At 58.0% G+C, this 15122-nt stretch carries 16 protein-coding genes and 1 other RNA gene; 13 read left to right on the top strand and 4 right to left on the bottom strand.

The genetic code is table 11. The features are described 5' to 3' along the window. Nucleotides 1-8 precede the first annotated feature (8 nt). The 6 genes from rpsI to BMX75_RS03485 all read left to right on the top strand — a co-directional run bounded on the left by rpsI (nt 9) and on the right by BMX75_RS03485 (nt 4525). Nucleotides 9-398, top strand: coding sequence for a 30S ribosomal protein S9 (rpsI, locus tag BMX75_RS03510; protein ID WP_066321105.1), 390 nt, complete (start codon nt 9-11; stop codon nt 396-398). A gap of 195 nt (nt 399-593) precedes the next feature. After that, on the top strand, nt 594-1193 hold the full coding sequence (gene petA, locus BMX75_RS03505) for a ubiquinol-cytochrome c reductase iron-sulfur subunit (protein ID WP_092825322.1): 600 nt from the start codon (nt 594-596) through the stop codon (nt 1191-1193). Then, entirely contained in the window at nt 1193-2452 is a 1260-nt protein-coding gene (locus tag BMX75_RS03500; RefSeq protein ID WP_092825320.1) for a cytochrome b, read from the top strand. Before petA ends, BMX75_RS03500 begins: the two co-directional genes overlap by 1 nt. Then, nucleotides 2452-3201 carry a cytochrome c1 gene (locus BMX75_RS03495; protein ID WP_092825318.1) on the top strand — a complete coding sequence of 250 codons (750 nt, stop codon included), beginning with the start codon at nt 2452-2454 and terminating at the stop codon, nt 3199-3201. The genes BMX75_RS03500 and BMX75_RS03495 overlap by 1 nt, the downstream gene beginning before the upstream one ends. Before the next feature lie 137 nt (nt 3202-3338). Continuing rightward, a complete protein-coding gene (gene sspA / locus BMX75_RS03490; protein WP_092825316.1) occupies nt 3339-3965 on the top strand; it encodes a stringent starvation protein SspA in 627 nt (208 codons plus the stop codon). A gap of 53 nt (nt 3966-4018) precedes the next feature. Then, entirely contained in the window at nt 4019-4525 is a 507-nt protein-coding gene (locus tag BMX75_RS03485) for a ClpXP protease specificity-enhancing factor (RefSeq protein WP_092825314.1), read from the top strand. A 123-nt stretch (nt 4526-4648) separates the two neighbouring features. Here BMX75_RS03485 and BMX75_RS03480 read toward each other — a convergent pair whose 3' ends face one another. Genes BMX75_RS03480 through BMX75_RS03465 form a run of 4 tightly spaced genes read right to left on the bottom strand, consistent with a single transcriptional unit; the run spans nt 4649 to nt 7767 of the window. After that, nucleotides 4649-5233 (bottom strand): BON domain-containing protein, encoded by a 585-nt coding sequence (locus BMX75_RS03480; protein ID WP_245748333.1) that lies wholly within the window; start codon nt 5231-5233, stop codon nt 4649-4651. 34 nt (nt 5234-5267) lie between these two features. Then, nucleotides 5268-5855 carry a phosphoheptose isomerase gene (locus BMX75_RS03475; RefSeq protein WP_092825312.1) on the bottom strand — a complete coding sequence of 196 codons (588 nt, stop codon included), beginning with the start codon at nt 5853-5855 and terminating at the stop codon, nt 5268-5270. A 21-nt stretch (nt 5856-5876) separates the two neighbouring features. Next, a complete protein-coding gene (locus BMX75_RS03470; RefSeq protein WP_092825310.1) occupies nt 5877-6248 on the bottom strand; it encodes a YraN family protein in 372 nt (123 codons plus the stop codon). Beyond that, entirely contained in the window at nt 6238-7767 is a 1530-nt protein-coding gene (locus tag BMX75_RS03465) for a penicillin-binding protein activator (RefSeq protein ID WP_092825308.1), read from the bottom strand. The genes BMX75_RS03470 and BMX75_RS03465 overlap by 11 nt, the downstream gene beginning before the upstream one ends. A gap of 110 nt (nt 7768-7877) precedes the next feature. Between BMX75_RS03465 and rsmI the strand changes: the two genes are divergently transcribed. The 7 genes from rsmI to BMX75_RS03430 all read left to right on the top strand — a co-directional run bounded on the left by rsmI (nt 7878) and on the right by BMX75_RS03430 (nt 15117). Then, entirely contained in the window at nt 7878-8735 is an 858-nt protein-coding gene (gene rsmI / locus BMX75_RS03460; protein ID WP_092825306.1) for a 16S rRNA (cytidine(1402)-2'-O)-methyltransferase, read from the top strand. Nucleotides 8736-8767: 32 nt separating this feature from the next. Further along, nucleotides 8768-9126, top strand: an RNA gene (gene rnpB / locus BMX75_RS03455) — RNase P RNA component class A. A gap of 125 nt (nt 9127-9251) precedes the next feature. After that, nucleotides 9252-10199, top strand: coding sequence for a 16S rRNA (cytosine(1402)-N(4))-methyltransferase RsmH (gene rsmH, locus BMX75_RS03450; RefSeq protein WP_092825304.1), 948 nt, complete (start codon nt 9252-9254; stop codon nt 10197-10199). A gap of 17 nt (nt 10200-10216) precedes the next feature. Then, nucleotides 10217-10552, top strand: a complete 336-nt coding sequence (gene ftsL / locus BMX75_RS03445) for a cell division protein FtsL (RefSeq protein ID WP_092825302.1) — start codon at nt 10217-10219, stop codon at nt 10550-10552. Then, nucleotides 10549-12258: a peptidoglycan D,D-transpeptidase FtsI family protein gene (locus tag BMX75_RS03440; protein WP_092825300.1), complete on the top strand. Its 1710-nt coding sequence runs from the start codon at nt 10549-10551 to the stop codon at nt 12256-12258. Before ftsL ends, BMX75_RS03440 begins: the two co-directional genes overlap by 4 nt. A 15-nt stretch (nt 12259-12273) precedes the next feature. Then, a complete protein-coding gene (locus BMX75_RS03435) occupies nt 12274-13758 on the top strand; it encodes a UDP-N-acetylmuramoyl-L-alanyl-D-glutamate--2,6-diaminopimelate ligase (protein WP_092825298.1) in 1485 nt (494 codons plus the stop codon). Beyond that, the gene (locus BMX75_RS03430) at nt 13759-15117 is read left to right on the top strand and encodes a UDP-N-acetylmuramoyl-tripeptide--D-alanyl-D-alanine ligase (RefSeq protein WP_092825296.1); all 1359 of its coding nucleotides are present in this window, start codon (nt 13759-13761) and stop codon (nt 15115-15117) included. The last annotated feature ends 5 nt before the right edge of the window (nt 15118-15122 follow it).

Raw genomic sequence — 15122 nt, 5'->3', positions numbered from 1 at the left:
TCTCCGCCATGACACAGCAGTATTACGGTACCGGGCGCCGCAAGACTTCCACCGCCCGCGTCTTTATGAAGCCGGGTTCCGGCAAAATTACCGTCAACAACCGTGAGCTCGACAACTACTTCGGTCGTGTAACCGGTCGTATGGTTGTTCGCCAGCCGCTGGAACTGACCGAAACCCTCAACCAGTTCGACGTCTACGTCACGGTTGAAGGCGGCGGTGGTTCAGCACAAGCCGGCGCGATTCGCCACGGTATTACCCGTGCGCTGATGAATTACAACGAAGACCTGCGTCCTGCACTGCGCGCCGCGGGTTATGTGACGCGCGATGCACGTCAGGTAGAGCGTAAGAAGGTCGGCCTGCGTAAAGCACGTCGTCGTCCGCAGTTCTCCAAGCGTTAACCGACGCTCAAACACTGTGGAAAAAGCCCAGACCATTCATTGGTCTGGGCTTTTTTTTGCTATAACAAACACCCGCGTTGATTACGCGAGCCTGGCGAACTGTGCTGAGTAAACTACTTTATACATAGACATTAAATAACAACAGTCATCCTTGCGAGGTGTAAGCACTGCGTGAGGGAAAAGTGGGGGCCGGATATGGCAAATAACGGCGTTAACAAGGGGCGGCGGCGCTTCCTTGTCGGCGCGACGACGGTTGTCGGCGCAGTCGGAGTGGTTGGGGTGGCAATCCCGTTCGTGTCGGCTTGGCAGCCGAGTGCAAGAGCCAGGGCGGCGGGGGCGCCTGTCAAGGCCGATATTTCGAAGCTGGCGCCGGGTCAGCGTATGACGGTCGAATGGAGAGGACGCCCCGTCTGGATTATCAACCGAACGCCCGAGATGATCGAGCGCACGGAATCCTTTACTGCTGGCCGTCTTGCCGATCCGGACTCTCAAGCGTCTCTTCAGCCTGCATATAGCACCGGCCAAATGCGCTCCATCCGCCCGGAAATCGGTGTTCTGATCGGAATCTGCACGCACCTTGGGTGTTCGCCAGTTTACCGTCCCGAGCCGGATGCAACGGGCGTTGGCGTCGACGACTGGCCCGGCGGGTTCTTCTGTCCCTGCCATGGCTCACGGTTTGATTTGGCAGGACGCGTATTCAGCAATGTGCCGGCGCCGACCAATCTGGAAGTGCCCCCCTATCGTTTCGAGAACGATAACATCATTGTTGTCGGTGAAGATGAGGAGACGGCCTGATGGGTAACTCGAATAAAACCAGGGCTCCCCGTGGCCTGATGCGCTGGGTTGATGCCCGCTTTCCGGCAACGCAACTCTTTCAGGACCATCTGTCGCACTACTACGCGCCGAAGAATTTTAATTTCTGGTATTTTTTCGGCTCCCTCGCGCTGTTGGTTCTCGTCAATCAGATTCTGACCGGCATCTGGCTCACCATGAGCTTCAACCCCAGTGCGGAAGGCGCCTTTGACTCCATTGAATACATCATGCGCGATGTGGAGTGGGGCTGGCTGATCCGCTATATGCACACCACAGGGGCATCAGCCTTCTTTGTGGTCATCTATCTGCATATGTTTCGGGGATTGCTGTATGGCTCTTACAAAGCACCCCGGGAGCTGGTTTGGATTTTCGGCATGGCGATTTATTTGACCCTGATGGCCGAGGCGTTCATGGGGTATCTGCTGCCCTGGGGGCAAATGTCTTACTGGGGCGCGCAGGTGATTATTTCACTGTTCTCGGCCATTCCCTTTATTGGGCCGGATCTGGCGCAGTGGGTGCGGGGCGATTATCTGATTTCAGGCATCACGCTGAATCGCTTTTTTGCCTTGCATGTGGTGGCCTTGCCGATTGTGATTCTCGCGTTGGTGGTGCTGCATATTGTGGCGCTCCACGAGGTGGGCTCCAACAATCCCGACGGTATCGATATCAAGCAGAAAAAGGATGAAGCCGGTAAGCCGCGGGACGGTATCCCTTTTCATCCTTATTACACGGTCAAGGATCTGGTGGGGGTAGCTGTTTTCCTGTTTGTGTTCTGTATTGTGGTGTTCTACTTCCCGGAAGGGGGCGGGTATTTTATCGAAACGCCCAACTTTGAGCCGGCCAATCCGTTACAAACCCCCGATCATATTGCGCCCGTATGGTATTTCACACCGTTTTACGCGATTTTGCGTGCCATTACCTTCTCGATTTTCGGCCTGGAAGCGAAGTTCCTGGGGGTGATGTGCATGGGGGCGGCCATTGCCGTGATGTTCGTACTGCCATGGCTGGATCGCAGCCCCGTGCGTTCGATCCGCTATAAAGGCTGGATATCCAAGCTGATGTTAGCGCTGTTTGCGGCTAGCTTTGTGACGCTGGGGGTCCTGGGTGTGATGCCTTCAACAGAGGGACGAACTCTATTGGCTCAGGTCTGCACGGCAATCTATTTCGCTTATTTCCTGTTGATGCCGATCTATACGCGGTTGGAAAGAACAAAACCCGTTCCGGAAAGGGTGACTGGCTAATGAAAAAACAACTGATCGCGCTAATCGCTATGCTGGTGCCAATGACCACCATGGCTGCCGGTGGCGCAGATGCCCCGCATTCCATGGAGCCTGATCTCCGGGATCAGGCGTCGTTGCAAAATGGCATGAAGCTTTACGTTAACTATTGTATGGGCTGTCACTCGCTTGAGTATCAGCGTTTTTCCCGCGCTGCCGAGGATTTGGATATCCCACGGGACATTATTGAGGACAATGTCATCTTTTCCTCCGAAATGGCGTTCAACGATCAAATGCAAACCTCCATGAGCGAGGAAGACGGTGAGACCTGGTTTGGTGCGCCGCCTCCTGACCTGACGCTGTCAGCCAGGCTGCACGGCACTGATTGGCTGTACTCCTACCTGCTCAGTTTTTATCAAGACCCCAGCCGTCCCACCGGGGTCAATAATACGGTGTTCGAGCTGGTCGCCATGCCCAATGTGCTGGAGCCGCTTCAGGGGGTACAGGAAAAGGTATGCCCTGAGGCAGAGGCATCAGAGGGCGCCTCTGACAGCGAGGCTGACTGTGATCGATTGGAAGTTACCCGCCAGGGTGAGCTCTCGCCAGAGGCGTTTGAAGAGGCAGTTTATGACCTCACAAATTTTCTTGCCTATGTGGGCGAGCCCTCGAAGCTTCAGGCCCAGGCGTTAGCGCCGAAGGTGCTCCTCTTTTTGTTTGTCTTTGGCGTTATTGCCTATCTTCTCAAGCGTGAGTACTGGCGCGATATTCACTGAAGGTGCTGATGCAGGGCAATTAAGGGCGTGCGGCCGAGTCGCGCGCCCTTTGCGTGTTAGCTTTAACATCGTTGCCTTCCCCAAGGGTGGGGGGGACGTGTTATTATTCAAGATTGATTCGTTGCGAGGATGGTTTCATGGGAGTTGTGGCCAAACGGTCGTCGATGATTTTTTATTCAGGTAATGATGATCATTTCAGTCATCGTGTCCGCATTGTACTGGCTGAGAAGGGGGTGGCTGTCGACGTCGTCGATGTCTCCGACGAGAATGTCCCTGATGAGCTCGCCGACTTGAATCCGTACAACAGTGTGCCTACGCTGCTGGACCGTGATCTGGTGCTTTACGAGTCGAAGGTCATGATGGAATATCTGGATGAGCGTTTTCCGCATCCGCCACTCTTGCCTGTCTATCCTGTGGCGCGTGCGCAGAGCCGCCTCTGGATGCATCGCATCGAGCGCGAGTGGTGCCCGCTGGTCGAGCAAATCAACAGCGGTGGGAAAAAAGAAGCGGAGAAAGCGCGAAAAGAACTGCGCGAGAGTCTGGTCGGTATTTCGCCTATTTTTGAAGACATGCCGTATTTCATGAGTGACGAGTTCACCTTGGTGGACTGCTGTCTAGCGCCGATCCTATGGCGTTTGCCGGCACTGAACATTGAGCTGCCGGAAAAACAGGTAAAGCCGCTCTTGAGCTATATGTCGCGGGTGTTTGAGCGAGACGCATTTAAAGCCGCGTTGAATGAGCGCGAAAAAGAGATGCGTGCCTGAACCCACTCAGGCCTCGCCTGGCGGGGCCTTCTCTCTGGTAGGAGCGAGACGAGATGAAATCGAGCCGTCCTTATATTGCCCGAGCGCTTTACGAGTGGTTGCTGGACAACGAACTCACGCCGCATCTGGTCGTGGATGCCACGCAGCCCGGTGTAGAAGTGCCGCGTCAATTTGTTCAAAACGGCCAAATCGTACTCAATGTTGCGCCTACAGCCGTTCGTGACCTGTTTATGGAGAACCAGGCCATTGGTTTTAATGCGCGCTTTGGCGGGCAGCCCATGCAGGTAATGATTCCAACACCGGCACTCGTCGCAATTTATGCCCGGGAAAACGGCGCTGGTATGGTATTCGGCCACGAGCCGGAATTAACCCCGCTCGAGGGTGAAGAAGAAGCGGCTGATGAAGCGTCTTCGCCCAGCAAGCCAACGTTGGCTGCGACGGAATCCAGCGGCGAAACGGATTCGGCATCCGGGGAGGCGCCGACGAAAACATCGGACGCAGACAGCGACCCAAAGGACAAGTCCAGCAAGAAAAAACCATCGCTGCGGGTGGTGAAGTAACCCAGTAGTGTTCTTCGGAAGTATCCCTGAATAAAGAAGTGTCCCTGGATAAAGAAGTGTCCCTGGATAAAAAAAGCCTCGCTGTTCAAAACAGCGAGGCTTTTTAATGCTTTGGGTGTCGGTTCAGTCGATATACTCGAAGACCTTCACAATCCGTTGAACACCTGCCACGTTGGAGGCCGAGTTGACGATGCGATCCGCTTCTTCACGCGATACCATGCCCATGATGTAAACGCTGGCATTTTCGGTCGTGACCTTGAGTTTTGAAGAGTCAATGCGGTCATTGGTCGCCAACTGAGCGATAACGTTGCTGGTTAACCAGGTGTCCGTCAAGCGTTGGGTGCTGGGTAAGCGGGCTGACACCGTCAGCTCGTTGTGGACGTCATTGACGCCACGCAGGTTGGCAGTGACGTTTTCGGCTAGCTCGCGGAGTTCTTCGCTGGGTACTTGGCCCACCAGCAGAACGACGCCATTAAAGCTACGGGGGCGAATGCGAGCGTCACCCAGCCGTCCATCAGCGCGATCCAGCGCACGCCCGACTTCTCGTTCGATTGTTTCATCAATGGCAGCCACGTCTTCGCCGCGTTGGCCGTAATTTGAAGCATCGACAGCGGTATTGGCCGCGCAGCCTGCCAGCAGCATGCTGGCCCCCAGGGTGGCCGCCATTAGCAAGCGAGAAAAACGCGAGGCTGAGAGTTTTGGAGTCATTGATAGGTTCCTTTTCATTATCGACAGGGCCGGTTTAGCCGCCGAAGAGTTGCTCATCGATCAAGTCGCAAAGGCAGTGGATGACCAACAAGTGCACTTCCTGAATGCGGGCCGTGGAGGTGGCAGGTACGCGGATTTCGCAGTCGTCCTGACCCAGTAGCGATGCCATGTCACCGCCATCTCGACCGGTTAACGCCACGACCGTCATGTCCCGGTCGTGAGCGGCTTGTATGGCCTGCACAATATTAGCCGAGTTGCCGCTGGTTGAAATGGCCAGAAGTATGTCACCTGGCTGGCCTAGCGCTCTGATTTGCTTGGAGAATACCTCGTTATACGTGTAGTCATTGGCGATCGAGGTTAGCGTGGAGGTATCCGTGGTTAACGCCAGCGCCGGTAAGCTCGGCCGCTCGCGCTCAAAGCGGTTAAGCAGCTCCGACGAAAAATGCTGGCTATCCCCCGCGCTGCCGCCGTTTCCGCAGGCGAGAATTTTGCCTTCGCTTACCAGGCATTGCACCATCATCTGACTGGCGACCTCGATAAAAGGCGGCAGTACTTCGCTGGCGTAGGTTTTGGTATCAATGCTGGCGTTGAAATGGTCCAGTATGCGTGATTGAAAGTCCATTAGGGCTTCCTGGTTGTCAATTCAAAAGGCGTCAAAAGCGGCTTTTACCCACTCGACTTCCATCTGAGGGGGTGTGCCGGTCATGGCGATAACATCAAAACGACACGCTGATGGGCAGCGTTTCGAGGCCAAATAAAGGCGTGCGGCCCGGATAAGCCGCTGCTGCTTTTGAGCGGTTACGGACTCGAGCGGATGCCCGTAGCGGCTCGATTTGCGATGTTTGACCTCTACGAAGACCAGAATATCCGCATCTTGCATGATCAGGTCAAGCTCGCCGCCTTTAACATGGTGATTGCTGGCGATTAAACGCAACCCCTGCTGCTCCAGCCATTGAGCCGCAAACTGTTCAATGGCTTGCCCGCGCGCTCGCGCCGTCTTCGAGCTAGTCGTCATTGCGTTCGTTGTTGTCTTCTTCACTGCTCATCAAACCGGGAATTAAAATCGGCGCTGGGATTCCGTTCTGGAACTTGGCCCAGGGCAGCTCACGATAAATCCTGCCGTCGGCGGTGAGAAACAGCTTGCCTGTGCTGCCATCGAAACCCTCCAGTGCAGAAAAATCAGAAAGTCGTGTGGCAATCTCATAGGCATCGACACCCATGGCCATTAGGCGGAACATCGAGGCGTCGGGCTCTTCTCTTAGCCGTTGGTAGCTGTCGTAGAAAGGCAGCACTTCTTCACCACCCACGGCGGCATCGGGAATTTGCCAGGGGATGTCCATGAACATGACGTCATTGAGGTCCTGATCTAGGCGCGTCTGGCCCCGCCCTTCGTGAAGGTGGGAAGTCGCATAGAGGGGAAGGTCGGGCGCGTAATAGTAATCCATGGTGGGCGGCACCTGGCGCGCATAGTCAGGTAGCGCGAGCAGGAAAAGGGCATCAATTTCATTCAGTTGGGCGCGCTCACCGCGAACGTTCAAAGCCGTCTTTACCGCATCAGACACCGGGTTGTCTGGGTTATAGCGCACGGCGTTGCTGATCTCGCCTCCCTGACGATGCCACTCGTTCCAGAAGGCTTCACCGACACGCTGCCCCCAGTTGTTATCGGGTACCATAAGCGCCATCTGGCGATGGCCATCCTGCCAGGCGCGGCGTGCGGCTTGACGCGCTTCGTCTTCAGCCGAGAGACCGTATTGGAAAAGCCGCCTGGCTTGATTGCGCTCGCCGCTACCGTAGTTGAGCGCCAATGTCGGCACGGGGACGCTGTCGCGCTGTTCAAGCTGAGAGACCTGTTCCTTGTCCAACGGTCCAATCATCACCTGTGTGTTCATCTGCTGGGCGCGGTCATAAAGCTCGTTGAGCGAGTACCGAGAAGCATCCAGGAAGCTCAGCTGCACGTTGTCGCCCTTGATATCGTGATGGCGACGCATGGCGGAGGCGATGGTCTCGGCGACGCTGCTGAGCGCGCCGGATTCGGGAAGCGCCACGAGGATACGATTGATCGTTTCGCCTTCCAGTTCAGGCAGTGTAAAGCGTTCGGGGTCGGGTCTGTCGAGCGCTTCGCGAGCCCAGCGCTGTCGGTCTTCAAGGGTACGCTGCTGGTCGGCCTGCATCGGCAGCTCTTCATCAAGCACCTGGGCGGCGCGCAAAACGCTGTCAGGTTCATTGACTGCGCGGGCCAGTTCGGAAAAGAGCAGTGCCCAGCGCACCCGGTCCGATTCAGATAGCGCTTGCTCGTCAATGGCGCCAGCCGCTTCAAAGGCGTCTTCGCGTTGGCCCTGGCGGGCAAAGATGTTGGCCGCCTCGAGGCGCGTTCTGGCGGCTTCTCCCGGGGCCTGTTCTTGCGCCTGGCTAAGCAGGCGGCCGGGATCCTCGTCGGGTACTCGATCAACGACGCCGGGGGGCTGCGTCGCGCAACCCGCAACCAAAAGCGCCATGAGCGTAGCGGCAAGAAAGCCACGTAATGACTGTTTCATGTATCCTTCCTTAGTTTCCATTTGCGCCGTCGCTGCTTGTCAACGATTTGGCGACTATTGCACAAGCATAGCGTACCGAGGGGCAAGCCATTGACGAATTGGGAGTCACGATGACACATACACCGCCGGGTACATTGTACGTGGTCGCCACGCCGATTGGGAATTTGGATGATCTTTCTGCCCGTGCCGTGCGCCTGCTGGGTGAAGTGGCGCGCGTTGCCGCTGAGGATACCCGCCACAGTGCCCGCCTGCTGTCGCATCTGGGCTTGAATAAGCCAATGATATCGTTGCACGAACACAACGAAGCGGGACGGATCGATAGCCTGGATCGCTATCTTGAAGCGGGGGAGGATATTGCCTTGATCAGCGATGCCGGAACGCCGTTGATCAGCGACCCGGGGTTCTTGTTGGTACGCGAGCTGCGCGCTCGCAATCGTCATGTCGTGCCGATACCTGGCCCCTGCGCACTGATTGCCGCCTTGTCTGCGGCTGGCTTGCCGACGGATCGGTTTGTATTTGGTGGGTTTCTACCGGCCAAACCCGGCGCGAGACGGCAAGCACTGGAGGCCTGGAAGGTGCGCGAGGAGACGCTGGTATTTTACGAATCCCCGCATCGTATCGTGCATACCCTGGAAGCCTTGCATGAACAGCTGGAGGGCCGCGAGGTCGTCCTGGCTCGCGAGTTGACCAAAACCTTCGAGACCTTTCTTCATGGAACACCAGCGTCGTTACTGGCGCAGTTGTCCAGTGACCCCAATCAGGCGCGTGGTGAGTTTGTGGTGATCGTCGCAGGTGCGCCGCCGGTAGCGCAAAGTGAGCAGCAGGCGATTGACGCTGACACCCTGCTTGAGACGTTGCTTGGAGAAGGGGTTGGTGTCAAGCAGGCGGCAAGTGTGGCCGCCCGTCTGTTCGGCGGTCGTAAGCAAACCTGGTATGCCCGCTTGCAAGGCATGAAAGGTGAGCATTGAGGCGAACGTTGGGCGCTGGTATGCTTGCCGCCGGAGTTGGTCAGACAGTCGCCGCTGATACCCCTCAAAAGGTATTGGGGGAGGAAAGTCCGGGCTCCATAGGGCAGAGTGCCAGGTAACGCCTGGGCGGCGTGAGCCGACGGAAAGTGCAGCAGAGAGTAGACCGCCTAAGCCCTTCGGGGCCGGTAAGGGTGAAAGGGTGCGGTAAGAGCGCACCGCGCGCCTGGCAACAGTGCGTGGCAAGGTAAACCCCACTCGGAGCAAGACCAAATAGGGACCCAATGGCGTGGCCCGCGCTGGGTCCGGGTAGGTTGCTTGAGCGCTGTGGTAACGCAGCGCCTAGAGGAATGACTGTCCACGACAGAACCCGGCTTATCGGCCGACTCCCCATTCATCGGGGTATGCCCAGGCATGCCCCCCGTTATCCTGTGAGTGTACTGTCTGTGAGTGTACTGTCTGTGAATGTACAGTCTGTGAGAGTGCTGTTTCTGAACGGTACTATCTGCGAGCTTTACCATGCCGTCACCTGACCAGGCTAGCGCTCAATACGAACATACCAGTGTACTACTGGACGGCGCCGTCGATGTCCTCGTGCATCAACCTGATGGCGTATACCTTGACGGTACCTTCGGTCGTGGCGGCCATTCCCGGGTCATCCTGTCGCGCTTGAACGAGGCAGGTCGCCTGATCGCCCTCGACCGGGATCCACAGGCCGTGGCGGCGGCGTCGGATATTGCCGATTCACGATTCACCATGGTGCAGCGCGACTTTGCCCGGCTGGCCGATGTTGCCCGTGAGCAGGGCGTGCATGGCAAGCTTGCCGGGATCCTGCTCGATGTTGGCGTGTCATCGCCACAGCTTGATGACCCTGAGCGGGGGTTCAGCTTTATGCGCAATGGCCCGCTGGATATGCGCATGGATCCCAGCCAGGGGGAAAGCGCCGCAGAATTTCTTGCTCACGCCAGTGAAGCAACCATCGCGCACGTCTTCAAAGCCTATGGCGAAGAACGCTTTGGGAAACGACTTGCGCGAGCGGTTGTCAATCGACGAGGCGAGGCCCCCTTTACGCATACGGTGGACTTGGCCGACGTGCTGAAAGCCGCCCATCCTGCCTGGGAAAAAGGCCGTCATCCGGCTACCAAGGCATTTCAGGGTCTGCGAATCTACTTAAACGGTGAGTTGGAGCAACTGGATGCGGCGCTGGAAGCTGCCCTCGAGGCCTTGGCGCCGGGTGGCCATCTGGTGGTCATCAGCTTCCATTCCCTCGAGGATCGCCGGGTCAAGCGGTTTATCCGTCACCATGTGCGGGGCGATACGCATCTGCCCAAAGGTGTGCCGATTCGTGATGACCAGCTGAACCGTCGTCTCGAGGCGCTGGGCAAAGGAAAACGGCCAAGCGATGACGAGGTGGCCGAGAACCCGCGAGCCCGTAGTGCGGTCATGCGTGCCGCACGTAAACGATAGTGATCACGGATGTCAGCATGAGCTTGGAGCAACTTGATCGGTGGTGGTCTTCTTTGCAGGCTGGATGGCCGTTTTCTTTGCGTCTGCGGCCCTGGCCGGTGGCATTGAGCCTGCTTTTTTTAGCCTGCCTGGCAACCGCTTTTGGCGTCGTCGCGACCACTCATGCGACGCGGGGGCAGTACGCCGAGCTGCAGCAACTAGAGCAAGAGCGGAGTCAGTTGAACACCGAGTGGGGGCAGCTACTGCTGGAAGAAGGCGCGTGGTCCACCCCTGCGCGTATTGAGCAAATTGCCACACAGCGCCTGGGAATGCGCATTCCCGATGTTGACGACGTTGAGGTAATTCGGCCATGAGCACTCAGCGCCGGGGTGTCAGTTCACGCCAAGCGCCTGTCGCCCCCCCGCTACCGGGGGGGCGGTTTTTCTTTGTCATGCTCCTTATTGTCCTGGTGTCCGCGATCCTGATTGGGCGGATTACCTTGCTGCAGGTGATCGACCGTCCTTTTCTGCAAAGCCAGGGGGATGCGCGTACGTTGCGCAATGAGGTCATTCCCGCCCACCGAGGGATGATTACTGACCGCAATGGCGAGCCGCTGGCGATCTCTACGCCGGTGGTAACACTTTGGGCGAACCCCCAGGAACTACCCGACGACGCGATTCAGCGTATCGTCCTGGCGCAGGCGCTGGGTATGTCGCTGGAGTCGTTTGAAGCCCGAGTGGCGCGCTATAGTGAACACGAGTTCATGTACTTGCGTCGCCAAATGACGCCCGAAGCCGCCCAGCGTATCCTCGATTTACGCACGCCCGGGGTCTATCCCCAGCGGGAATACAAGCGTTATTACCCTGCGGGTGAAGTCGCCGCACAACTGCTTGGCGTGACTAATGTTGATGATGTCGGACAGGAAGGGCTCGAGCTTGCCTACCAGCCTCACCTGGCCGGTCGTCCCGGGCAGCGACGTATTATCAAGGATCGTCGAGGCCGGCTGGTCAGGGAGCTGGATGTAATTCGTGAAGCGCAGCCAGGTGGCGACTTGACCCTCTCGATTGATCAGCGTTTGCAGTACATGGCCTACCGGGAGCTCCGGTCAGCGGTCGTTGAAAACGAGGCGGATGGTGGTGTCCTGGTCATGATGGACGCCCGTAGCGGTGAAGTGCTGGCCATGGCCAATCTACCTTCCTACAACCCGAATAATCGCGCAGGACTCGACCCTCGTGGGTTGCGTAATCAAGCCTTGGTCGATGTCTTCGAACCAGGGTCGGTGATGAAGCCGTTGGCGATGTCGGCGGTGCTGGAGAGCGAAGGATTTGATCGTGATACGGTCGTTGACACCTCTCCCGGCTGGATGCGAATCGATGAATACACGATACGTGATTTTCGCAATTACGGTGAGCTGGATCTAGCGGGGATCCTTGAGAAGTCGTCCAATATTGGTATGTCGCGTCTCGCTTTAGAGCTTAACGACAATGCAATCTGGGAAAAATACCATCGACTAGGCTTTGGTCAGAGTGCCGAAACAGGTTTTCCAGGAGAAACTACCGGGCACTTACCCGCTCCGATACGTTGGTCGCGCAGCGAGCGTGCAGCACTGTCGTATGGCTATGGCTTGTCGGTCTCGGCGGTACAGCTGGCCAGTGCCTACACGGCCATTGCCAATAACGGCACTCGTATACCGCCATCATTATTACGCTTGTCCTCAAATCCCGAGGGAATTCCTGCCATGACGCCCAGCGTCGCCAATGATCTGCTGGATATTCTCGAAACCTCGGTGGGTGCCTACTCAGGAGGGCGCCGTGCCCGGGTAGAAGGTTATCGCGTGGGCGGCAAGACCGGCACAGTGCGCAAGTCGGGGCAGAGTGGTGGTTATGCAACAGATGCTTATCGCAGTGTCTTTGCTGGCATTGCCCCGATTTCGGATCCGCGTATCGTGACGGTGGTCATGATCGACCATCCCAAGGCAGGCGAGTTCTACGGAGGCGCCGTGGCGGCACCGGTATTCTCAAGTGTGACAGGTAATGCGCTAAGGTTATTGGACGTGCCTCCTGATCGAGAGGTGGACTAGTGGGAAGGAGATTGCATGACGCTTAGCCCGAATGAGGTGGTACAAGCGCTCACAAAAGTGTGGCCGGCCGGTGGGTTGCCTGAAACGTTGCCATCGTTGTCCGACAATATCAACATCACCAGCGATTCTCGCCAGATCGCCCCTGGCGATATTTTTGTGGCTATTCCAGGCGGCCAGCTAGACGGTCGTGACTTTATTGATAGTGCCCTTGAGGCAGGTGCGGGCCTGGTGCTTGCCCATGCCAGCCATGGTGATATCACCCTCGATGGCCGTGTCCTGCAGCTACCTTATCTGACACGACGGCTCGGGGAGCTGGGGCGCGTGCTGTTTCAACTGCCTGAAGGCCCCGAGGTCATCGGTGTCACGGGAACCAATGGCAAAAGCTCGGTGACGCACTACATTGCCGCGTTGAGTGATGCACTCGGGACGCCGGCGGGGGTCATCGGCACCCTGGGCGTAGGCCGCCTGGGCGCGCTGAGCGATACCGGGCTTACGACGCCGGGCGCCCTTGCCATGCATGCCGCGCTGGGTAGGCTGGCTCGTCAGGGTGTCAAGCGTGTGGCGCTGGAAGTGTCATCCCATGCCCTTGATCAATCCCGGCTGGATAGCGTTGATATCACGACCGCCGTGTTTACCAACTTGAGCCGTGATCATCTGGATTATCATGGCAGCATGGCTGCCTATGCGGCCGCCAAGGCCAAGTTATTCCGGCGTACTGAGCTTGCCCTTGCCGTGATGAACGGTGATGACCCGCTCGTGCGTCTGATGTTGGCGGGCTGCGATAGCCATGTGCGCGTCCTGGCGACAGGCACCGAAGAGGCCGTCACGCTACGCGTGGTTGGCTGGAATCCTCATAGTGAAGGCCAGCAGGCACTAATCGCTACGCCCGATGGTGAAAAAACGCTGTCGCTGTCGCTGATGGGGCGCTTTAACCTGGATAACGTCTTGCTGGCCATGGCAACGCTATATGGCTTGGGTGAACCATTGGATTCGCTGTTCAAAGCGGCAGAATCGCTTCACCCGGTGCCGGGGCGCATGGAATGCTACCGTCAGGCGGGCGCCCCCAGCGTGGTGATCGATTATGCTCATACGCCGGATGCGCTCGATAACGCACTGCGCGCCCTTGATGGGCATGCGGGCAAACTATGGTGCGTGTTCGGCTGTGGCGGTGAACGTGATACCGGCAAGCGCGCCGAAATGGCGCGTGTAGCAGAAGCGCATGCGGATGGCGTGATCGTGACGGACGATAACCCCCGGGGGGAGTCGGCCGACAGCATACGCGCCGATATTCTGGCAGGCTTCAGTCAGAAGGCTCAGCCGCTTGAAATTGCCGAGCGAAGCGAGGCGATTGCCTACGCGGTCCGCCACGCCAACCCTGACGATGTCATTCTGGTGGCGGGCAAGGGCCACGAGCCCTATCAGGAAATCAAGGGGGTGCGCCACCCCTACCATGATGGTGAGGCCGTGCAGTCCGCGCTGGCCGCTCGGGAGGCGCTCTAGATGAACTGGACGCTCGGTCGCGTGGCGGCGGCGCTCGCCGTTGAAGCGCCGTCATCCTTGGCGGACATGCCCATCAGCACTGTCGTCACCGACACGCGCAAGATGGTGGCGGGAGGGCTGTTTGTCGCCCTCAAGGGGCCGCGGTTTGACGGTCATGATCTATTGGCCGAGGCGCAGCAGGCGGGCGCGGTGGCAGCGCTGGTGGAGGCACCTGTGAATAGCCCGCTGCCACAGGTGGTGTGTCCTGATACCCGTCTGGGATTGGGGTTGATGTCTGCCGCCGTGCGCGAAGACTGGCAGGGCCCGCTGGTCGCGGTGACCGGCAACAGTGGCAAAACCACGGTGAAAGACATGACGGCCGCCTTGCTGGCACCGCTGGGCGCGGTTCATTCCACCCAGGGAAACCTCAATAATGACATTGGGGCGCCAATGACCTTGCTGGCGTTGACGCCGGACCATCAGGCGGCGGTGGTTGAGTTGGGGGCCAATCACCTGGGGGAAATTGCCTGGACGACACGTCTGGCTCGGCCCCAGGTCGCCGTGATTACCAATGTGACCGGTGCTCATGTCGGCGAGTTTGGCGGGATGGGGCAAATTGCCCAGGCCAAGGGGGAAGTGCTGAGCGGTTTGGCGGACGATGGCGTGGCGGTTTTAAATCGCGACGATCATTATTTTGCCTACTGGGCAGCCTGTGCTGCGCCGCGTCATGTGATCAGCTTCAGCATCAAGGCACCGGCGGATATCTGGGCCGAAGCGCTTTCCTGTGACTCCCAAGGGCGTTATGCTTTCACGCTTAACTATCAAGGGCGATCCCTTGGGCGGGTACAGTTACCGCTGCTGGGCAAGCATAATGTGAGTAATGCGCTCGCGGCAGCGGCGGCGGCGCTCTCTCTGGGGGTGTCGCCAGCGCAGGTGATCGAGCGCCTGGCGCGCCTGTCTGCACTCCCCAACCGGCTTGGTGTGCTACCCGGGCTGCGCGGTGTAAGCCTGCTTGATGATAGCTACAACGCCAACCCCGGCGCGGTGAAAGCCGCGCTGGAGACGTTGATGAGCCTGCCGGGGCCGCGCTGGTGTGCCTTGGGGGCAATGGGGGAGCTGGGTAGTGATTCCAGCGCTTTGCACGCGGATATCGGCCGATATGCGGCGCAGTTGGGGGTCGATCTGCTGTTAACCCTGGGGGAAGCCGCCAAGCCGGCCAGCGATGCCTTTGATGGTGGGTTGCATTTTAATGATCACGCGACGCTTGTGCGTCATCTTCACAATACGTTGCCGCCCAATGCCAGCTTGTTGGTAAAAGGGTCGCGCAGCGCAGGCATGGAACAAATTGTCACCGCCCTGCGCACGGATGAGATAAGGTAAACGCC

This window comes from Vreelandella subterranea, assembly GCF_900111305.1.
Lineage (GTDB): Bacteria > Pseudomonadota > Gammaproteobacteria > Pseudomonadales > Halomonadaceae > Vreelandella > Vreelandella subterranea.
The sequence above is the reverse complement of the archived record's forward strand: the minus strand, read 5'-3'. Positions and strand labels throughout refer to the sequence as shown.